Origin of the sequence: Candidatus Paracaedimonas acanthamoebae (genome assembly GCA_017307065.1) — a bacterium.
Taxonomy (GTDB): Bacteria; Pseudomonadota; Alphaproteobacteria; order Caedimonadales; family Caedimonadaceae; genus Paracaedimonas; species Paracaedimonas acanthamoebae_A.
Genome location: JAFKGL010000032.1, coordinates 1 through 19,650, shown reverse-complemented (window position 1 = coordinate 19,650; position 19,650 = coordinate 1). Strand labels below are relative to the sequence as shown.

At 40.1% G+C, this 19,650-nt stretch carries 30 protein-coding genes, 2 tRNA genes and 1 pseudogene; 5 read left to right on the top strand and 28 right to left on the bottom strand.

What is annotated here, in order from left to right:
• The 24 genes and pseudogenes from rplO to J0H12_06990 form a co-directional block, all read right to left on the bottom strand.
• A complete protein-coding gene (gene rplO / locus J0H12_07105; protein MBN9413668.1) occupies positions 1-477 on the bottom strand; it encodes a 50S ribosomal protein L15 in 477 nt (158 codons plus the stop codon).
• Between the two features lie 14 nt (positions 478-491).
• Positions 492-686: a 50S ribosomal protein L30 gene (rpmD, locus tag J0H12_07100; GenBank protein MBN9413667.1), complete on the bottom strand. Its 195-nt coding sequence runs from the start codon at positions 684-686 to the stop codon at positions 492-494.
• On the bottom strand, positions 679-1,227 hold the full coding sequence (gene rpsE / locus J0H12_07095) for a 30S ribosomal protein S5 (protein ID MBN9413666.1): 549 nt from the start codon (positions 1,225-1,227) through the stop codon (positions 679-681). Before rpsE ends, rpmD begins: the two co-directional genes overlap by 8 nt.
• Before the next feature lie 10 nt (positions 1,228-1,237).
• The gene (gene rplR, locus J0H12_07090; GenBank protein ID MBN9413665.1) at positions 1,238-1,591 is read right to left on the bottom strand and encodes a 50S ribosomal protein L18; all 354 of its coding nucleotides are present in this window, start codon (positions 1,589-1,591) and stop codon (positions 1,238-1,240) included.
• A gap of 5 nt (positions 1,592-1,596) precedes the next feature.
• A complete protein-coding gene (gene rplF, locus J0H12_07085; protein MBN9413664.1) occupies positions 1,597-2,130 on the bottom strand; it encodes a 50S ribosomal protein L6 in 534 nt (177 codons plus the stop codon).
• Positions 2,131-2,147: 17 nt separating this feature from the next.
• A complete protein-coding gene (rpsH, locus tag J0H12_07080; GenBank protein MBN9413663.1) occupies positions 2,148-2,546 on the bottom strand; it encodes a 30S ribosomal protein S8 in 399 nt (132 codons plus the stop codon).
• A gap of 9 nt (positions 2,547-2,555) precedes the next feature.
• The gene (gene rpsN, locus J0H12_07075) at positions 2,556-2,861 is read right to left on the bottom strand and encodes a 30S ribosomal protein S14 (GenBank protein MBN9413662.1); all 306 of its coding nucleotides are present in this window, start codon (positions 2,859-2,861) and stop codon (positions 2,556-2,558) included.
• Between the two features lie 10 nt (positions 2,862-2,871).
• Positions 2,872-3,411, bottom strand: a complete 540-nt coding sequence (rplE, locus tag J0H12_07070; protein MBN9413661.1) for a 50S ribosomal protein L5 — start codon at positions 3,409-3,411, stop codon at positions 2,872-2,874.
• Positions 3,412-3,422: 11 nt separating this feature from the next.
• Positions 3,423-3,746 (bottom strand): 50S ribosomal protein L24, encoded by a 324-nt coding sequence (gene rplX, locus J0H12_07065; protein ID MBN9413660.1) that lies wholly within the window; start codon positions 3,744-3,746, stop codon positions 3,423-3,425.
• On the bottom strand, positions 3,746-4,114 hold the full coding sequence (rplN, locus tag J0H12_07060) for a 50S ribosomal protein L14 (protein ID MBN9413659.1): 369 nt from the start codon (positions 4,112-4,114) through the stop codon (positions 3,746-3,748). Before rplN ends, rplX begins: the two co-directional genes overlap by 1 nt.
• 17 nt (positions 4,115-4,131) lie before the next feature.
• Positions 4,132-4,371, bottom strand: coding sequence for a 30S ribosomal protein S17 (gene rpsQ / locus J0H12_07055; protein ID MBN9413658.1), 240 nt, complete (start codon positions 4,369-4,371; stop codon positions 4,132-4,134).
• A gap of 15 nt (positions 4,372-4,386) precedes the next feature.
• Positions 4,387-4,587: a 50S ribosomal protein L29 gene (gene rpmC, locus J0H12_07050; protein ID MBN9413657.1), complete on the bottom strand. Its 201-nt coding sequence runs from the start codon at positions 4,585-4,587 to the stop codon at positions 4,387-4,389.
• A 3-nt stretch (positions 4,588-4,590) separates the two neighbouring features.
• Positions 4,591-5,010 (bottom strand): 50S ribosomal protein L16, encoded by a 420-nt coding sequence (gene rplP, locus J0H12_07045; GenBank protein ID MBN9413656.1) that lies wholly within the window; start codon positions 5,008-5,010, stop codon positions 4,591-4,593.
• 14 nt (positions 5,011-5,024) lie between these two features.
• Positions 5,025-5,699 (bottom strand): 30S ribosomal protein S3, encoded by a 675-nt coding sequence (gene rpsC / locus J0H12_07040; protein MBN9413655.1) that lies wholly within the window; start codon positions 5,697-5,699, stop codon positions 5,025-5,027.
• Positions 5,699-6,079: a 50S ribosomal protein L22 gene (gene rplV / locus J0H12_07035; GenBank protein ID MBN9413654.1), complete on the bottom strand. Its 381-nt coding sequence runs from the start codon at positions 6,077-6,079 to the stop codon at positions 5,699-5,701. Before rplV ends, rpsC begins: the two co-directional genes overlap by 1 nt.
• A gap of 2 nt (positions 6,080-6,081) precedes the next feature.
• On the bottom strand, positions 6,082-6,360 hold the full coding sequence (gene rpsS / locus J0H12_07030) for a 30S ribosomal protein S19 (GenBank protein MBN9413653.1): 279 nt from the start codon (positions 6,358-6,360) through the stop codon (positions 6,082-6,084).
• A gap of 21 nt (positions 6,361-6,381) precedes the next feature.
• The gene (gene rplB / locus J0H12_07025) at positions 6,382-7,209 is read right to left on the bottom strand and encodes a 50S ribosomal protein L2 (GenBank protein MBN9413652.1); all 828 of its coding nucleotides are present in this window, start codon (positions 7,207-7,209) and stop codon (positions 6,382-6,384) included.
• Between the two features lies 1 nt (position 7,210).
• A complete protein-coding gene (locus tag J0H12_07020) occupies positions 7,211-7,498 on the bottom strand; it encodes a 50S ribosomal protein L23 (protein MBN9413651.1) in 288 nt (95 codons plus the stop codon).
• A 32-nt stretch (positions 7,499-7,530) separates the two neighbouring features.
• A complete protein-coding gene (rplD, locus tag J0H12_07015; protein ID MBN9413650.1) occupies positions 7,531-8,154 on the bottom strand; it encodes a 50S ribosomal protein L4 in 624 nt (207 codons plus the stop codon).
• A gap of 14 nt (positions 8,155-8,168) precedes the next feature.
• Positions 8,169-8,942 (bottom strand): 50S ribosomal protein L3, encoded by a 774-nt coding sequence (gene rplC / locus J0H12_07010; GenBank protein ID MBN9413649.1) that lies wholly within the window; start codon positions 8,940-8,942, stop codon positions 8,169-8,171.
• 9 nt (positions 8,943-8,951) lie between these two features.
• Positions 8,952-9,260 carry a 30S ribosomal protein S10 gene (gene rpsJ, locus J0H12_07005; GenBank protein ID MBN9413648.1) on the bottom strand — a complete coding sequence of 103 codons (309 nt, stop codon included), beginning with the start codon at positions 9,258-9,260 and terminating at the stop codon, positions 8,952-8,954.
• Between the two features lie 11 nt (positions 9,261-9,271).
• Positions 9,272-10,415: pseudogene (tuf, locus tag J0H12_07000) on the bottom strand (elongation factor Tu).
• Between the two features lie 42 nt (positions 10,416-10,457).
• A tRNA-Gly gene (locus tag J0H12_06995) sits at positions 10,458-10,531 on the bottom strand.
• Between the two features lie 46 nt (positions 10,532-10,577).
• A tRNA-Tyr gene (locus tag J0H12_06990) sits at positions 10,578-10,663 on the bottom strand.
• A 164-nt stretch (positions 10,664-10,827) separates the two neighbouring features.
• On the opposite strand from J0H12_06990, the gene recJ reads away from it, so the two are divergent.
• From recJ to J0H12_06970, 4 genes are all read left to right on the top strand, one after another.
• Entirely contained in the window at positions 10,828-12,618 is a 1,791-nt protein-coding gene (gene recJ, locus J0H12_06985) for a single-stranded-DNA-specific exonuclease RecJ (GenBank protein ID MBN9413647.1), read from the top strand.
• The gene (locus tag J0H12_06980; protein MBN9413646.1) at positions 12,615-13,358 is read left to right on the top strand and encodes a ComF family protein; all 744 of its coding nucleotides are present in this window, start codon (positions 12,615-12,617) and stop codon (positions 13,356-13,358) included. Before recJ ends, J0H12_06980 begins: the two co-directional genes overlap by 4 nt.
• Before the next feature lie 7 nt (positions 13,359-13,365).
• A complete protein-coding gene (grxC, locus tag J0H12_06975) occupies positions 13,366-13,632 on the top strand; it encodes a glutaredoxin 3 (protein MBN9413645.1) in 267 nt (88 codons plus the stop codon).
• Positions 13,633-13,858: 226 nt separating this feature from the next.
• On the top strand, positions 13,859-14,131 hold the full coding sequence (locus J0H12_06970) for an HU family DNA-binding protein (protein ID MBN9413644.1): 273 nt from the start codon (positions 13,859-13,861) through the stop codon (positions 14,129-14,131).
• A 189-nt stretch (positions 14,132-14,320) separates the two neighbouring features.
• On the opposite strand, the gene J0H12_06965 is transcribed toward J0H12_06970, so the two are convergent.
• On the bottom strand, positions 14,321-15,538 hold the full coding sequence (locus J0H12_06965) for a hypothetical protein (GenBank protein MBN9413643.1): 1,218 nt from the start codon (positions 15,536-15,538) through the stop codon (positions 14,321-14,323).
• A gap of 300 nt (positions 15,539-15,838) precedes the next feature.
• On the opposite strand from J0H12_06965, the gene J0H12_06960 reads away from it, so the two are divergent.
• On the top strand, positions 15,839-16,729 hold the full coding sequence (locus J0H12_06960) for a hypothetical protein (protein ID MBN9413642.1): 891 nt from the start codon (positions 15,839-15,841) through the stop codon (positions 16,727-16,729).
• Between the two features lie 30 nt (positions 16,730-16,759).
• Here J0H12_06960 and J0H12_06955 read toward each other — a convergent pair whose 3' ends face one another.
• Genes J0H12_06955 through lpdA form a run of 3 tightly spaced genes read right to left on the bottom strand, consistent with a single transcriptional unit; the run spans position 16,760 to position 19,527 of the window.
• On the bottom strand, positions 16,760-17,191 hold the full coding sequence (locus J0H12_06955) for a type II toxin-antitoxin system RatA family toxin (protein MBN9413641.1): 432 nt from the start codon (positions 17,189-17,191) through the stop codon (positions 16,760-16,762).
• Positions 17,188-18,099 (bottom strand): lipoyl synthase, encoded by a 912-nt coding sequence (gene lipA, locus J0H12_06950; protein ID MBN9413640.1) that lies wholly within the window; start codon positions 18,097-18,099, stop codon positions 17,188-17,190. Before lipA ends, J0H12_06955 begins: the two co-directional genes overlap by 4 nt.
• 15 nt (positions 18,100-18,114) lie before the next feature.
• Positions 18,115-19,527 (bottom strand): dihydrolipoyl dehydrogenase, encoded by a 1,413-nt coding sequence (gene lpdA / locus J0H12_06945; GenBank protein MBN9413639.1) that lies wholly within the window; start codon positions 19,525-19,527, stop codon positions 18,115-18,117.
• Positions 19,528-19,650: the final 123 nt, after the last annotated feature.

The following is a 19,650-nucleotide window of genomic DNA, read 5'->3' as shown; positions in this document are numbered from 1 at the left end:
TTATTCCTTAGCAGTAAGGGGTTCTAAAAGTTCTACTTTACCCTTTATTTTTTCAATAGCTTCAAGAGCACCTTTTGTTGCTTTACTGATCTTTAAAGTGACTGGACTTGTAAGAATTCCTGTTGCAAGCAATTTTACACCATTAGAAGTTTTTCTAACAATCCCTTTTTCACGTAAAAGTTCTTCAGTAAGCTCAACCTTAGAGTCAAGAAGACCTTTATCTAAAGCAGCCTGAAGGCGTCCTAATGTAACTTCCTCATACTCAACTCGGAATATATTAGTGAATCCGCGTTTTGGAAGACGTCTGTAAAGAGGATTTTGACCACCCTCAAAGCCTTTAATAGAAACACCTGTACGTGCTTTTTGACCTTTTTGACCCTTACCAGATGTCTTACCAAGACCAGAAGCAAGCCCACGGCCTACACGTTTTCTGGCATGGGTAGCGCCAGCATTATCACGTAACTCATTTAATTTCATTTGAACACCTTAAACTAAAAATTCTCTTCAACACGCAAGAGGTGCTTTACTTTATTAATCATTCCACGAACAGAAGGAGTGTCCTCTAATTCGCGTGTCCGATGTAACTTATTTAATCCTAATCCTATCAAAGTAGCTGTTTGGCTAGCAGGACGGCGATTAGCACTTGAAATTTGTGTAATGCGAACTTTTTTCTGTATCTTAGTCATGAGCTTTCTCATTTGTTGCTTCATTATCACGGCGACCAACGATATCACCAACTTTTTTACCGCGCTTATGGGCAATTTGTCTTGGGCTTGAAACGCTTGTTAACGCTTCAAAAGTTGCTCTCACAAGATTTTGTGGATTGCTTGTCCCAATCGACTTACTTACAACATCATGAATCCCAAGAGCTTCAAAAACAGCACGCATAGGACCACCGGCAATAATTCCAGTACCTGCAGCAGCTGAGCGTAAGTGAACTTTACCTGCACCATAACGAGCTGTCACATCGTGATGTAGAGTACGTCCCTCACGAAGAGGAATCCGAACTAAACTTCTCTTTGCTCTTTCAGTTGCTTTACGAACAGCATCAGGAACTTCACGCGCCTTTCCGCTACCAAAACCAACACGACCTTTTCCATCACCAACAATCACAAGAGCAGAAAAGCCGAAACGACGACCTCCCTTTACAACTTTGGCAACACGATTGATGTTGACGAGCTTTTCAATAAGTTCAACATCTTTTTCTGTAGTGGGATTACGAGCCATCTTACTTTCCTTAGAATGATAAGCCATGAGCGCGAGCAGCTTCAGCCAATGCCTTCACACGGCCGTGATAAAGGTATGCTCCTCGATCAAAAACAACATTTGTAACGCCTAATTTTTTCGCTTTTTCAGCAACAAGCTTACCAACTAATTCAGCTGCAGCCTTATTACCACCACTACTTTCAACTCCTTTATCAAGAGTTGAAGCAGACGTTAAAGTTCGACGATTTTGATCATCAATAACCTGAGCATAGATATGCTTATTGGAACGATATACTGTGAGCCTTGGGCGTCCAACAGCAACACGCGCAATATGTGCTCTAACTCTTTGCTTACGACGATTGAATTTATCTTGCACAGTTAACATAGCTTTTACTTCTTCTTACCTTCTTTGCGGAGAATGAATTCATTCTCATATTTAATTCCCTTACCCTTATAAGGCTCAGGACCACGATAGTTACGAATTTCTGCAGCAACTTGCCCCACGCGTTGACGGCTCGCTCCAAAAATAGAAATTGACGTTGGTTTTTCACACTTAACCTGAACATCACTAGGAACTGGATATTCAATATCATGGCTGAAACCTAATTGCAAAACAAGGTTTTGACCTTGAACGGCAGCACGGTAACCAACACCGTTAATTTCAAGATTGCGCGTAAATCCTTGAGAAACACCTTTAATAAGGTTATCAACAAGTTTCTTTGTTGTTCCCCACATCATACGGGATTGTTTACTTTGTGAAGCTGGTTTAACAACAATTTTACCATCTTCAATTTTTGCAATAACATCAGAAGAGATAGGCATTGTTAATTGCCCTATTTTCCCCTTAGCCGTAAGTGTTGCACCAGAAATCTGGCACTCAACGCCTTGCGGAATTACTACTGGATTTTTTCCTACACGCGACATCTTAATTCTGCCCTCAATTAGAATACTTTAAACAAAACTTCTCCACCCACATTCTTTTCGCGTGCCTCATGATCGGACATAACGCCTTGAGAAGTTGAGAGGACAGAAATTCCAAGACCACCTTTAATCTTCTGCAATTCAGAAATTGCTGAATAAACGCGACGCCCTGGCTTTGAAACTCTTGAGATTTCATCAATGACCGGAGCACCATCGACATACTTCAATGTTACAACCATCTCCTTGATACCTGGACGTACCTCGTGAATTCCATAATCTTTGATATACCCTTCACGCTTTAAGACATCAAGTACGCTTGCACGCTCTTTAGATGCGGGTGAACGAACTTCTTGACGCCCTATCATTTGAGCATTTCTAAGACGGGTAATAAGATCACCAATCGGATCTGTAAAACTCATTTCAAACTCCTACCAACTTGCTTTAGTCAAACCAGGAATAAGCCCTAGTGACCCTAATTCTCTTAATGCAATACGTGACATTTTAAATTTGCGATAAACACCACGTGACCGCCCTGAAACTTCACAACGATTGCGAACACGAATTCTTGCACCATTTCTGGGAAGAGCTGCTAGCTTTAAAGTCGCATCAAAACGATCTTCAGGAGCCAATTCACGATTATAAATAATTTCTTTTAGCTTCGCACGACGCCCAGAAAATTGCTCTGACATTTTCCGTCGACGATTATTTTTTTCAACTGAACTCAGTTTTGCCATTCTTTTTACCTTAATTCATAAAGGGGAAATTAAACCCACTCAACAAAGCCAATGCTTCTGAATCTGTTCGAGCAGTCGTCACAATAATAATATCAAGACCACGAACCTTCTCAACCTTGTCATAGTCTATTTCAGGGAAAACGATATGCTCTTTTATGCCCATAGCAAAATTTCCACGCCCATCAAAGCATTTTTTAGAAACCCCTCTAAAATCGCGAATACGAGGCATCGCAATATTGACGAGACGATCTAAAAATTCATACATGCGCGCTTGTCGAAGCGTAACCTTAGTCCCTAATGGTACGCCTTCACGCACCTTAAATCCAGCAATAGACTTCTTTGCTTTTGTTATCACTGGTTTTTGACCTGAAATCGCCGTAAGTTCACTCACAGCAATTTCAATTTTCTTTTTATCCTGAGCGGCTTCACCCACTCCCATATTGAGGACAATTTTTTCAATCTTAGGAACTTCCATAGGATTGGCATAATTGAACTGCTTTACGAGTTCAGCTTTTACAACTTTTTCATAATGTTCGCGTAACCGGACCATTGGTACTGCCTTTACTTATCAATAATTTCGCCTGAACGTTTTGCATAGCGCACTTTACGTCCATTCTCAAGGTTTTTCATTCCAACACGTGTTGGTTTATCATCCTGAGGGTCAGCATGCATCACATTCGAGACATGAATAGGAGCTTCTTTACGTACAATCCCACCTGCATTGCCCATTGAAGGCTTCTGGTGTTTCGCTTGTACATTAATACCACTTACCACAACACGACCATCTGTACGCAAAACTTGAGTGATTTCCCCCATTTTGCCCTTATCTTTACCAGCAATCACAACAACGCGATCGCCTTTTTTTACTTTCCAACTTTGCAACATTATAGCACCTCAGGAGCAAGAGAGATAATTTTCATAAAGTTTTTAGAACGAAGCTCACGGGTTACTGGCCCGAAAATACGTGTTCCAAGAGGCTCCATGTTATTGTTAATAAGAACAGCAGCATTTCGATCAAATCGAATTGCTGTTCCATCTTGACGACGAACTTCTTTCGACGTTCTCACAATAACGGCCTTATGCACTTCACCTTTTTTTACGCGGCGATCCGGAATAGCATCCTTTACAGCCACAATAATAACATCACCAACAGAAGCATAACGTCGGCCCGTTCCGCCTAATACACGGATACATTCAACTCGACGCGCTCCAGAATTGTCGGCAACTTCTAAATTTGTTTGTTCTCTAATCATCGTTCTGCCTTAACTTTTTAGGCCTGTTGTTCTCTAATAACTTCCCAAGACTTCCGCCTCGAAAGTGGACGACATTCACGAATCGTCACTTGCTCACCAACTTGACATTGATTTCCTTCATCATGCGCCGCATATTTTTTTGAGCGCGTAATAAACTTTTTATACATTGGGTGCTGAACACGACGCTCAACACGAATAATTGCTGTCTTTTCACATGCTGTGCTAACAACAACTCCTTGTAAAACTCTACGAGGCATCTAAAACTCCTTATGCTATGCTTGGCTCAGCGCACTTTGACGCTGAAGGGTTTTAATTTGAGCTATTTCTCTTCTCGCCTCACGAAATCGTGCTGTTGACGTGATTTGACCAGCAACTCGCTGAAAGCGCAAATTCATCAATTCTCTTCTTAACTGAATTGCCATATCCTGTAATTCAGAATTGGTTTTTCTTTTTAAATCTTCTACCTTTAACATTTTCTATCCTTCAGCACCAATACGAGCCACAAAACGAGTTTTTATAGGAAGCTTTGCCGCCGCTAATTCAAATGCTCTTTTTGCCAGATCAGCGGGGATGCCGTCAAGCTCAAACATAATTCTTCCTGGCGCAACACGGCAAGCCCAGTATTCAGGATTTCCTTTACCACTTCCCATACGAACTTCAGCTGGTTTCGTTGAAACAGGCACATCTGGAAAAATTCGAATCCATACACGACCTGAACGGCGAATATGACGTGTAATAGCACGACGAGCCGCTTCGATCTGACGTGCTGTAACACGAGCAGGCTCAAGTGCCTTTAATCCAAAAGCACCAAAGTTAAGAGAAGTTCCACCTTTTGAAACACCGTGGATACGACCTTTATGTGCTTTACGAAATTTTGTTCTTTTAGGAGCTAACATCTCTCACCTTTATTTTAAACGTTCGCTTGAGCTGGACTACGATTTTCGATAGCTAAAGGATCGCGTTCTAAAATTTCACCCTTGAAAATCCATACTTTAACACCGCAAATGCCGTAAGTCGTTTTTGCCTCACCCTGACCATAATCTACGTCAGCACGTAAAGTATGAAGTGGGACACGTCCTTCACGATATTGTTCATCACGTGCGATTTCAGCTCCACCTAAACGGCCAGATACCAAAACACGCATTCCTTTTGCACCCAGACGCATCGTTGTTTGCATTGCACGCTTCATAGCGCGGCGATAACTTACACGACGTTCAATTTGTTGCGCAATACTTTCTGCAACTAATTTAGCATCAAGCTCAGGCTTACGAACTTCGACGATATTAAGACTTACTTCGCCCTCAACCATCTTTGCAAGATCGCTACGAAGCTTCTCAATATCCGTTCCTTTTTTACCAATTACAACACCAGGCCTTGAAGCATGAATTGTAACAACAGCCCTTTTTGTTGGACGCTCAATAATAATTTTAGAGATACCAGCTTGGGGTAATTTTTTATAAAGGTATTCACGGATCTTAATATCTTCGATCAATAAATCACCATAATTTTTACTCGCAAACCATCTAGAATCCCAAGTTCTATTAATTCCAAGGCGTAAGCCAATTGGTTTTACTTTTTGTCCCATTACGCTTGATCCCTTTGTTCACGCAAAATAACACTAATACGGCTGAAAGGTTTTAAAATTTTAGAACCCCGCCCACGTGCTCGCGCCATAAAACGTTTCATTACTAAACCTTTTCCAACATGCGCCTCTGCAACATAAAGGCGATCCATATCAAGACCATGATTATTTTCTGCGTTAGAAATCGCAGAAACAACTAAGTCATAAACAGCCTTGGCAGAACGTTTTCTTGAAAACAATAAATGATCTAAAGCATCACTAACATGCTTGCCACGAATCATTCCTGCAATTAAATTCAGCTTACGTGGACTAATTCTTAAAGTGCGAAGTGTCGCACCAGCTTCAGTCGCGTCGAGCTTACGTGGTGTCGCTTTCTTTGACATTGTTATCCTCTTTTAGCCTTCTTATCACCAGCATGGCCATGGAATGTCCGCGTTAATGCGAACTCTCCAAATCGATGCCCAATCATTTCTTCCGTTACGAGTACAGGTATGAACTTATGACCATTATGTACGGCAAAAGTCAAGCCCACAAATTGCGGCATAATCGTTGAACGCCGCGACCAGGTTTTAACAACTTCTTTACGTGCACTTTCTTGAGCTGCTTCTGCTTTTTTCAGAAGAAAGCCATCTACAAAAGGACCTTTCCAAACCGAGCGTGCCACTACTTCAACTCCTTAAATTAACTACTTCTTATTGCGTCTTCTAATAATCATTTTATCAGAAGGTTTCTTACCTCTTGTTTTTTTACCCTTTGTTGGCTTGCCCCAAGGGGTAACAGGATGACGTCCACCGGATGTTTTACCTTCACCACCACCATGAGGGTGATCGATTGGGTTCATAGCCACACCACGAACAACAGGACGACGACCAAGCCAACGTGAACGTCCAGCCTTACCTAGGCTAATGTTCTTTTGGTCTGGATTGGAAACAGCTCCAATTGTTGCACGACATTCACCAGAAACAACTCTCAACTCACCAGAGGTTAAGCGAAGCTGGATATTTCCAGCATCACGTCCAATGATCTGAGCATAAGTTCCTGCAGAACGTGCAAGCTGCCCACCTTTTCCAGGTCTCATTTCAATATTATGAATAATCGTTCCAACTGGAATCCCTTTAAGCGCAAGGCAGTTACCTGTCTTGATATCAGCCTTCTCTCCAGACTCAACTTGATCTCCAAGAGCCAAACGTTGAGGCGCCAAGATATAAGAAAGAGTATCATCTGCATACCGAATCAAAGCAATAAAAGCTGTTCGATTTGGATCATACTCAAGACGCTCAACCTTAGCAATCATGCCATCTTTGCGACGCTTAAAGTCAACAATACGGTAACGTCTTTTGTGCCCACCACCCTTTTGGAAAGAAGTAATACGACCATGGTTATTACGACCACCTGTATTTTTCTTTCCTTCTGTAAGGGTCTTTATAGGCTTACCACTCCATAACTCTGAACGATCAACTAAAACAAGTTGGCGCTGTCCAGGGGTTGTGGGTCTAAATGTTTTTAATGTCATTTTATAATCCTGCACCTACATCAATGGTATGACCTTCAGCCAAAGTAACAATCGCTTTTTTATAATCGCTGCGACGGCCTTCACGCCCTTTGAATCTCTTAGTCTTTCCTTTTTGAAGGAGCGTATTAACAGCTACAACCTTAACTTTAAAGATTTGCTCAATAGCACTCTTTATTTCAGGCTTAGTCGCTTCTAATAATGTCTTAAATCCGTATTGACGGAATTGAGACGCTATTGTTGACTTTTCAGTCATGAGAGGCGCTTGAATAACTGTGAGCGCACGCTCCATTCCAATTAATTGGCGATTAATATCTTTATTTTTCATCTTAGCCTCTGCTCTATGCTTTCTACCGCTGCCTTCGTCAAAACCAATGTGTCACGACGAATGATGTCATAAACATTCAATCCTTGTTGTGGCAGAACATCGATATACGGAATATTCCGAACAGCTAAAGAAAAATTCTTACTTACTTCAACACCATCGACAAAGAGAGCATTTTTTAAACCTAATTTTTCAAGGTTTTTAACAGCATCTTGTGTCTTTGGCGTCTTTTGCTCAAGAGAATCGACAACAAAAAGCTTACCTTCAGCTAATTTTGAAGAAAGCGCTGTCATCAATCCAAGACGACGAACTTTTTTCTGCAAGCTATAACCGTGATCACGAACAACGGGACCAAATATTACAGCACCACCGCGGAATTGAGGAGAACGAAGACTTCCTTGACGGGCACGTCCTGTTCCTTTTTGCTTCCATGGCTTGCGGGTCGTTCCACTAATATCACTGATTCCACGAGTCTTATGTGTACCAGCACGACGTTTTGCCAATTGCCAATTCACAACACGTGTTATGATATCACGGCGCAAAGGAAGACCAAAGATTTCAGAGGCAAGCTCTATTTGGCCAATCTTTTCATTTTCTAAATTAATAATATCGCACTTTATCATCGAAACACTCTAACTTATTCAGTTGTTTCTGTGGGCGTTTCAGCCTCAACAGATTTTACTTCCTCAGTCTCTTGCGGAGCTGAAACACTTGCTGCTTTTATGCTAGCTTCACTCTTTGCCATGAGAGACGCAGGATAAGGCGCATTTTCAGGACGGGATTTCTTAATTGCATCATTAATAACAACATAAGAACCTTCGCCCCCAGGAATATTCCCGCGAACCAAAATAAGCCCTTTTTCAACATCCGTTGAAAAAATTTGCAAATTTTGAGTTGTAACCTGCTCACATCCAAGATGTCCTGCCATCTTTTTGCCTTTAAAAACACGGCCTGGATCTTGGCGTTGTCCTGTGGAACCATGGCTTCTATGGGTAATCGAAACACCGTGAGAAGCTCTGAGTCCGCCGAAATTGTGGCGCTTCATAACACCAGCGAAACCTTTACCTACTGATGTTGCAGTGACGTCAACATACTGGCCAGGCACGAAATGATCAACAGAAATCTGCGCACCAAGCTCAAGTAATGCATCTTCTGCAACTCGAAACTCTTTTAGAACTCTTTTGAGCTCAATTTTTTTCTTTGCAAAACTGTCTCGCACGGGCTTTGAAACCTTCTTAGCCTTAACAAGGCCTACACCTAGTTGAACAGCGTTATAACCGTGCTTTTCTGTTGTTTTTACATCTGTGACCTGACATGCATCCACTTTTAAAAGTGTCACGGGCACATGCTCGCCTTGTGGGCTGAGAATGCGTGTCATTCCTAATTTTTCAGCAATTAATCCTGTGCGCATCATTCTCTCCTAGAGCTTAATCTCGACGTCAACGCCTGCTGCCAAGTCTAACTTCATCAAGGCATCAACAGTTTGCGGAGACCACTCAGTAATATCTAATAATCTTTTATGAGTCCGAATTTCGAACTGCTCTCTGGATTTTTTGTCAATATGCGGAGAGCGGTTAACTGTAAACACTTCTTTCTTTGTTGGCAAAGGAATAGGTCCACACACACGCGCGCCAGTTCGCTTCGCAGTATTTACAATCTCTCGCGTTGATTGATCAAGGACACGATGATCAAACGCTTTTAACCGAATCCGTATATTTTGGTTTTCCATTATACCCTAAATTAAGCGAGTATTTTAGTAACGACACCCGCTCCAACAGTACGACCACCTTCGCGAACCGCAAAGCGTAATCCTTCATCCATCGCAACAGGCGCTATAAGCTCTGCTGTAAGCTTAATGTTATCCCCTGGCATAACCATCTCAACACCATCAGGTAGCTTTACTGTCCCTGTAACATCCGTCGTACGGAAGTAAAATTGTGGGCGATAGTTATCAAAAAATGGCGTATGACGACCACCTTCTTCTTTCGTCAAAATAACAACTTCAGCTTCAAACTTTGTATGCGGTGTAATCGTTCCAGGAGCTGCCAATACCTGACCACGCTCTACATCTTCACGACTCACTCCACGCAATAGCGCTCCAATGTTATCTCCAGCTTCTCCACGATCAAGAAGCTTACGGAACATCTCAACGCCCGTAACAATTGATTTTGCCGTATCTTTAATACCAACAATCTCAATCTCTTCTCCAACCTTAATAACACCGCGCTCAATACGTCCTGTCACAACTGTTCCACGTCCAGAAATGGAAAACACATCTTCAATCGGCATCAAAAATGGCTTCTCAACTTCGCGAGCCGGTTGCGGGATATAGGAATCTACCGCTGCCATTAATTGCATAATTGCTTCTTTACCAATCTTGTCTTCACGACCCTCAAGCGCACACAACGCTGATCCCTTAACAATCGGAATCTGATCCCCAGGAAATCCATAAGAAGACAATAAATCTCTAATCTCTAATTCAACCAAATCCAATAATTCTGGATCGTCAACCATATCAACCTTGTTCATAAACACGACCAACGCTGGAACGTTAACCTGGCGAGCCAACAAAATGTGCTCACGTGTCTGTGGCATCGGACCATCCGCTGCTGACACAACCAAAATCCCTCCGTCCATCTGCGCCGCACCCGTAATCATGTTCTTCACATAGTCCGCGTGTCCAGGACAGTCAACGTGCGCATAGTGACGATTCTCTGTCTCATACTCAACGTGTGCCGTCATCATACGCCGTAAATGTCGCTCCGCCGCTCTCCGCCAATACCTTCGTTATCGCTGCCGTCAACGTCGTCTTACCATGGTCAACGTGCCCAATCGTTCCTACGTTGCAATGCGGCTTATTTCGCTCAAACTTCGCCTTACTCATGTTTTATCACTCCTCAAGATCTATATTTATATCTGTGGTTAGTGGAGCGGGTGAAGGGAATCGAACCCTCCTCACCAGCTTGGAAGGCTGGAGCTTTACCACTAAGCTACACCCGCGAACTACCTATGACCCACCTTACTTATTCCTAAGCAATCTTAGGAATGGTGGAGGGAGTAGGATTTGAACCTACGTAGACATACGTCGGCAGATTTACAGTCTGCTGCCTTTGACCGCTCGGCCATCCCTCCAGACGAAGATGAAAGCACTATAACTTATCTGCCGATCTATAAGGATTTCTACGAAGATGTCAACCCGAATATCCTTATTTTTATGTATATTTTTTTATTGTGTTGTTTATCAGGCTATTTTATAAGGCCTTGCTCAAAGATAAAACCTACTTTAGAGTTCTAAAATGATTGATTTCTCGCATTCTCTCTCCCTTACAGGAAAACGCTGGCAAGAAAAAGCTTGCGATACTCGCCTTGCATTTGCTCTGTCTCAACGTTTAGATGAACCTGAAATTGTAGGACGCCTCCTCGCAAGCCGAAATATTACCCTTGAAGACGCTCCTCATTTTTTGAATCCTTCTTTAAAAAATCTTTTGGTTGATCCCTCTCACCTGCATGATTTAACCAATGCTCTCCAAAGAATTGTTCAAGCTATAAAAGAAAAAGAAAAAATATGCATCTTTGGAGATTATGATGTCGATGGCGCAACGTCAACAGCCCTTCTGTATCGCTATTTTAAACAAATTGGCATCCAAGTAGATTTCTATATCCCCGATCGTCTTCAGGAAGGCTATGGTCCCAATATTCCAGCCTTAGAAAAGCTTCATCAATCAGGCGTTCACCTTATTATCACTGTCGATTGCGGAACGACTTCTCACGAACCTCTCCAAATGGCTAAAAACATAGGCCTTGACGTTATCGTCATTGATCATCATATCGGCGAACCCAAATTACCCTCCGCAATTGCCATTGTGAACCCTAACCGTTTAGATCAAGAAAGTCCCTGCCAAACATTGGCCGCCGTAGGGGTAAGCTTTTTGTTACTTGTTGCACTCAATCGAACACTCCGTCAGCAAGGTTATTTCACTTCCTTTCCTGAACCTAACCTCCTACAATTTCTTGATTTAGTGGCTTTAGGAACAGTCTGCGATGTTATGCCTTTACAGAAGCTTAATCGGGCCTTTGTAACTCAAGGATTGAAAGTGATGGCACAACGACAAAATTTGGGCCTTAAAACGCTGATGGATACAGCAGGCTTGCAAGAAGCGCCTTCAGCTTATCATTTAGGATTTATGCTAGGGCCGCGCATTAATGCAGGTGGACGGGTCGGAAAATCGACCCATGGTGTTACCCTTTTAACAACAGAAGATCCCGCACTTGCCCAGCAAATCTCTCACGAACTTGAAATTTTTAACCGAGAACGCCAAGCTATTGAGGCCGAAGTCCTTCAAGAAGCCCAATCTCAAGCTGCCATTGAAATTAATCAAAGCTCTATTTTAATTGTTGAAAACACACATTGGCACCCTGGCGTCATAGGAATTGTTGCAGGTCGACTCAAAGATTCTTACCACCGCCCAACGCTAGTGATAAGCTTTGATGAAAACGGGATTGGAAAAGGCTCTGGTCGTTCTATTACGGGCATTGACCTAGGCTCTCTTATCCAAGCAGCACGCCAAAGCAATCTTATCATAGCAGGCGGAGGACATGCCATGGCTGCAGGTTTTACCATAGAAAAATCAAAACTTGATCTCTTCAAAACTTTTTTAAATGAACGCATCCAAGCTCTCAATCTTGATTTAGTTCCTCGCCTAACAATTGATGGCTACCTTTCCTTAAGTTCTGCAACGCCTGAATTCTTACAAAAATTAGAACGCTTAGCACCTTATGGACAAGGCAATCCTACGCCACGATTTGTCTTTTCAAATATTCGCATCCTTCATGCAGAGATTGTTGGCAAGAATCACATCAAATGTCAGATAGGGACCTTGGAAGGAAATCGACTTCAAGCAATTGCTTTTAAAAGTTATGAAACTCCTTTAGGACCAGCGCTTTTAAATCATTCTGGTCGCCTCTTTCATATCTTAGGAGCCTTAAAACTTGATTCCTGGTCGGGCAAAGATCGTGTTCAACTCTCAATCGAAGATGCTCTTTTTGCGTCAGAGACCCTTCCCCTCAAACAAGCAAGTTTATTATGATGCGGCCCCTCATTAAGGACATAAGCAGCAAGTTACTTGATTTTATTTTACCGCCTCAATGCATTAATTGCACCACTTCTGTCTTGCAACAAGGTGGCCTTTGCGCAGATTGTTGGGAAAAAATTAACTTCATCAGTAAACCTTTCTGCTCTCTCTGTGGATTTCCCTTTAATATTTCTATTGAAAATGAAAATATTTGCGCCCCGTGCGCTCGAAAATCCCCCCTTTTCGCAAGAGCACGTGCTGCTATTTATTATAATGATGCAAGCAAACCGATGATCCTTCGCTTTAAGCATGCTGACGCCCTTCATATAACGCCTCTTTTTGCGGAATGGCTCTATCAAGCGGGGCATGATTTATTTCCACAAGCTGAATATCTTGTTCCCACCCCTTTACATTGGAGTCGACTCGTTTATAGAGGCTATAATCAAGCAGCACTTTTAAGCCAAAAACTTAGCAAAAAAACAAAAATCCCTCACCTACCCGATCTTCTTGAGCGTACTCGTAGAACGCCACCTCAAGGCGAATTAACCTCTAAAGAACGGGAAAAAAACGTTTCTAATGCCTTTAAATTAAACAAAAAATATAAACAACTTATTCGCGATAAACACATTTTGCTTATTGATGACGTTTTTACGTCAGGTGCAACCGTACAAGCTTGTACTAAGATTTTAAAAAAATCTGGTGCAAAGCAAATAGATATATTAACATTAGCAAAAGTTATTAAACCAAAGATTTGAGACTCCCATGTCTATCCTCCAGAACACCATTATTATCTATTCTACACCTATCTGCCCTTATTGTACGCTGGCAAAAAATCTTTTAACAAGAAAAGGGTTGATGTTCACAGAAGTCGACGTTTCAGATCCTCAAGAGCGTCTTGCTCTTATGGAAAAAGCAGGCGGCCGCAAAACAGTCCCGCAAATTTTTATTAATGATCACCACATTGGTGGATATGATGACCTTACTTCCGCTGATCAGAGCGGTGAGTTGGATAATTTATTACGGAAGTAAATGCAAATATACTTAGAATGTTAGTTTTTTAAGTTCTAAAACTAGATAAATATCTTTTTTCAAATAGTATGTTTTTTCTTTTTTATTATTACTTCTATAAACATCTCTCCCTCAATCAATAAAAGAATCCTTTAAAATGCTTATATTTTATGTTTGCTAATTAGCTCTTATCAAGCTAATTGTTTAATGTTAGAGTTTTTAGGTTTTAACAAAGAAGGAAGTAAACATGACAAAGTCTGAATTAGTTGCTACAATTTCTCAACACTTTAAAACAAAAGCAGAAGCAGAGCGCGCCCTTGAAGCAGTTCTTGAATCTATTCAAGTTAGCTTAAAAAAAGGTGAAGATGTTCGTATCGTTGGATTTGGCACTTTCAGTGTAAGCCAAAGAGCTGCTCGCACAGGCCGTAATCCTCGCACAGGTGAAGAAATTAAAATTCCTGCAACAAAGACTCCTACATTCAAAGCAGGAAAAGAACTCAAAGAAGCTGTTAATAAGTAATCGTTTTCAGTTTATAAAATAAAAGCCTGTAAGGGAAACCTTGCGGGCTTATTTTTTTTCAAAAAATTTCCTTTTTAGCTTTAATTTTCTCACTCTTTACAATTTACTTTTCAGAAATTTAGCCACGTAAAATCTTAAGAGATCAGACCGCTTGATTTTTCACCATACAGCGGTCTGATCTCTCATAAATTAAGCGCTTACCTTACCAAAAATTATTGTCTCCAACGTATCAATAGAGAATTGTAGTGGTACGCTCTCCATATCTTCCTCTTTTCCTGCCATAATTTCTTGTATCTCTCCACTATCACCAAGTTCTTGCATGTGCCTTCCCTCTATTTCATCCTCTTCCCCTGCGGTCCATTTTTGGCCCTTTAATTCTAGGCCAGGCAGTAGCAATAAATAAGCATTTTTTACATCTTGAACCGTAATTAACGGATGAATCAGTTCTCGGTCTTGTCGAATACGAGGATGTTCTGAATAGATGCATAATTTATATAATAAACCTTCCATAGAAAGATAACCCGTTCCAGGGGCACGCAATATATTAGAATATTTCATGTGAAATACTTTAATTTCTTTTTTTGCCTTTTCAATTAAATCATTAATTTTATTAATATCTTTATTCAAAATCTCAATAACATCTTCATAATTTTCTTTTTCAGCACTTATATTTTGTGGTTTAGTTTCTTGAGAACCTTGAAACAGTTTTTCTTGTACCTCTTTTACGGAAGAGTCTAAATTTTCTTTATCCTTTTTCCATGTTTTTTGAGGGAAATTTTCAATACTTTCCCTCACACGCCTTTCAAAAGAATATAAAAACATTAATATATACCAAATACTGTGAGCGCGATGACGAATTTCTTCTTTTCCTAGAGACTCTGCTTTTTCGAGCTTTTCTCTAGCAAGATCCGGCATTTTACTTTTCTTTTCTTCGCTCAATAAGCTTGCATGTTTAAAATGAATAAATGTCTTTGTAGAATTCATAAGTATCTTCACGGAATCAAGAAAAGAAATTGTTCCAGAACTTGGCCCTTCTTCAATATTTTTAATAAAGACTTCTTTTGAAGAATTCAGTTGAAGGTTATCAGGGAGTTCTCCTGATAAAAAGAATTTTGAATAATATTGAACAATCCCACTCGTGATTGTCCTAATATGATCATACATAGTGACAAATTCTTCACTGAGATGTGCTTCTCGCTGTTTTTCAATTTGATAAGATAAAGGACACCAAGAAGAAAGATATCCAAGTTCTTCCATTTTCTGTTGTGTCTCTGGAGAAAATGAATTTTTAACTTCCTTCAAATCGTCTTTAATCTCTCCAGAAGAAAAACCTTTATTCACTTTAAATAATGAAATAAACATTATTAATATTATATATTTTTTTCCTTTTAAAAAATGTCCGTCCATAAAAATAACTCCCAATAAAACAAATACAGAATATAAAATATAATTTCTATTTATTGAAAAATTGTTAATATAGAAAAAATTTTTTATTTTAAAATGAGCTAAATACACTATCAATTTTTAATATAAAAATCTTGTAGTTTATTTGATTACATTATTTTAGAATAAAGGAAAAATAATTCACAAACTGCATTCGAAAGAAAAATAGATTTTATGTGGCCACATTATAAGAAAAAAATTTATAAAATCGTTCAATGTCTCCTATTCATATATCTATTTATTTTTATAATTGATATTGGGTTTATGCTTATTAAAAGCGATATTTCTCTGCAGCCTGTAACGATATCCCGTGATCATGAGCTTGCAACTTATAATCCCAGTCCTCCTGTTTATTTAATTTCTTATGCAAGTGGACATGATGTTTTTTTTAAGAATCAAGCTACCCTTTCTTATTCTGCCCTCAATAAAGGCATTGATCATATTTTTCAATTCAGAAGAAATCATATAGATCCTGTTTTTTATGAAAAAAACAAAGCAACCTTAGAAATTAAATCTGGGGGAGGATATTGGCTATGGAAACCATATTTCATCGCCAAGATGCTTAATGAGATCCCTGAAAATTCAATTCTAATTTATGCTGATTCTGCAGTAATTTTTTATAAGCCCATTACAAAAATTTTAGATCTTTTAAAAGAGCATGATATTATACTTCTTCAAGATGGGTGCCCTCGAAAAGGATACGGCACTATTGGACAAAAGACCAAGCGAGAACTATTACAATTCTTGGAAATGGATACTCCTGACATTAGGCAAAGACCAGGGAATTGGGCTTGTCTTTTCATATTTAAAAATACGCCCAATGCACGTAAATTTGCGGATCGTTGGCTTGAATTAAGCCAGAATTTAAAGATACTTAGTCCTGCTATGATTGATTTTAAGATTCAACATCCAGAACTTATCTGTCATGGTGCTGATCAAAGTATTGCGGGTCTCGTTGCTGAACAAATGAAAGAAAAAGTTTATTATATTCACTCTGATATGCTGAGAGAACTTGGTATTCAGAATGTCCATCGCCACCCTAATCGTCAATATATATCAACGCTTCCTTATATTTTTCGTATATTTAAGATTAACGAATGGTTTTACAACTCTAAGATAATCCAAACTATTAGAAGCTGGTTTTATGAAAATTAACTTCATTTAAAAAGCAATTTTTGATTAAAGTTAAGAATAAAGAAACCTAGCTCTTTCCTCAAAGGCCCCAAGCATTTGAGAAACAATCGTTGTAAAAACAGACTCTGTCGCTTTTTGTAAAAAAGATGATTTTAATTCAAATTCTAGGTCAAAATTGACCTGACAACTCTTGGGCGTTATCGACTGGAAATGCCACTGATTCTTGAGATATTTTAAGGCCCCTTTTGCATACTGCACATTAATGGCTGCTAAAGGCATTAACATGACTTCTGACATATAAGATTCTTGGAAAAACTTATATCCAATTTTAAGTTCTGCAATAAGCTTATTCCCATCACGTTGATGAATTATGGCGCCTCGACACCACGGTAAAAATTCAGGGTAACGCTCGATATCAGCAACTAATTTAAAGAGCTGATCCTGAGAATAAGGAAAAATTTTCTGCTCAGTATGCCTGATCATTTTCCGTCTTCATATGATCTTAGAGCCGCATTACGAGCCTGCTTAAGCTTTATAAAATCTTCTCCAGCATGATAAGAAGAACGCGTTAAAGGAGAGGCCGAAACCATTAAAAATCCTTTTCCACGCGCCATACGCTCATAATCTTTAAATTCATCAGGCTCAACAAACCGCATCACTTCATGATGTTGAGGCGTAGGTTGTAGATACTGGCCAATTGTTAAAAAATCGACATCTGCTGATCGCAGATCATCCATGACTTGATAAACTTCCTGTTTTGTTTCTCCTAACCCCACCATAAGCCCAGATTTTGTAAAAAGATTGGGGTTTAACTGCTTTACGCGGTCCAAAAGATTAACAGAGTGATAATAACGAGCCCCTGGACGCACATTGGAATAGAGACGTGGGACTGTCTCAACATTATGATTATAAACATCCGGCTGAGCTTCAACAACGATTTCTAAAGCGCCTTCTTTCCTTAAAAAATCAGGGGTTAAAATCTCAATTGTTGTATGGGGAGAAGTTTTACGGATTTCCTTAATAACTTGGGAAAAATGTTGAGCACCTCCATCAGGTAAATCGTCTCGATCTACTGAAGTTATCACAACATGAGAAAGCCCTAGCTTTGCAAGTGCCTCAGCAACTCTTTCCGGTTCATGAGGATCAAGCTGATCGGGCCTTCCTGTTGCAACATTACAGAAACGACATGAACGCGTGCACACACTTCCTAAAATCATGATTGTTGCATGTTTTTTGGCCCAACATTCGCCAATGTTAGGACAAGCCGCTTCTTCACAAACCGTATTAAGTTTATGAACCTTCATAAGATCACGTGTGGCCTGATATTCTTGAGAAACAGGCGCCTTTACACGGATCCAATCAGGTTTCTTTAAAGAAGCACGTTCTGTCACTTTTTATTACCTTTATTAATAATGAAGTCCACGCCCAAAAGCAGCTAAAGGAGATTCATGCATCATTTCTGAAAGAGTTGGATGAGGGAAAATAGTTGCCATTAATTCCGCTTCTGTTGCTTCACATGTCTTAGCAATAGCATACCCTTGAATTAATTCTGTTACTTCTGCTCCAATCATATGAGCACCTAACAATTCACCTGTTTTAGCATCAAAAATTGTTTTAATCAGTCCTTCAGGCTCTCCAAGAGCTATAGCTTTGCCATTTCCCATAAATGGAAAACGACCAACTTTAAGCTCATACCCTTGTTCCTTGGCTTTCTTTTCAGTCAATCCAATACTTGCAACCTGGGGCGTACTATAAGTACATCCAGGAATATTCTCACGCTTTAAGGGGTGTATATCTTTATGACCAGCAATTTTCTCAATTGCCAAAATTCCTTCATGACTCGCCTTATGTGCGAGCCAAGGAGCCCCTGCGACGTCACCAATCGCATAAACACCCGGCTCTGAAGTTTCTGCCCATTGATTAACAACAATATGCGAATGCTCAACCTTCACTTTTGTACTTTCAAGTCCAAGATTTTCAACATTCCCAACAATGCCTACCGATGAAATTGCTTTTTCAACAACAAGTTCAATTTGTTTTCCACCACTTTCCAAGAGTGCATTAAGACCTTGAGAAGTTTTAGTGACAGACGTCACGGTTGTGGCTAAATGGAATTTAATCCCTCGTTTTTCAAACATTTTTTTCGCCATTAGCGAGATTTCTTCATCCTCAGCCGGAAGGATTCGATCAACAACTTCGACCACAGTTACCTCGGCTCCCAAAGAACGATAGAAACTTGCAAATTCAATCCCAATCGCTCCAGATCCTACCACTAATAAAGATTTTGGCATTTTTTCTGGGACCATCGCCTCTCGGTAGGTCCATATGTTTTCTTTATCAGGTTGAAGATTGGGAAGGGTCCGTGCCCGAGCACCTGTGGCAATAATAACATTTTTTGCAAGCAAAATTTCTACGACTTTTGCCTCTTGCGTTATCTCAATTTTATGAAGACCGCCTTGTTTGCCATTAAATTTTCCATAGCCATTATAAACTGAAATCTTATTTTTTTTCAAAAGATGCTCAACTCCTTTTGAAAGCTGATTTGCGACTTGTCGTGAACGTTCAACGATCTTTGTCAGCTCAAATCCTACCTTTTCGGCTTTTAAACCGAATTTATCGGCATGATGCATATAATCAAGTATTTCTGCGGATCTCAGCAATGCTTTTGTTGGAATACATCCCCAGTTAAGACAAATCCCTCCAAGATGATTTGCTTCAATAATCGCCGTCTTGAATCCGAGCTGGGCAGCTCGAATAGCTGTCACATAACCCCCTGGGCCTGCACCAATAATAACGACATCAAAAGTGGTCTCTGTCATTTAATTCTCCTTTAGGACTTCCTTTTTTCTAACTTATGGACTATAGAGAAAACATTACTTAACGTGAAGCTGCAAGGCTTAAATTTTATCTTAAGTAGATTATTACCATGGTTGCAACTTCTC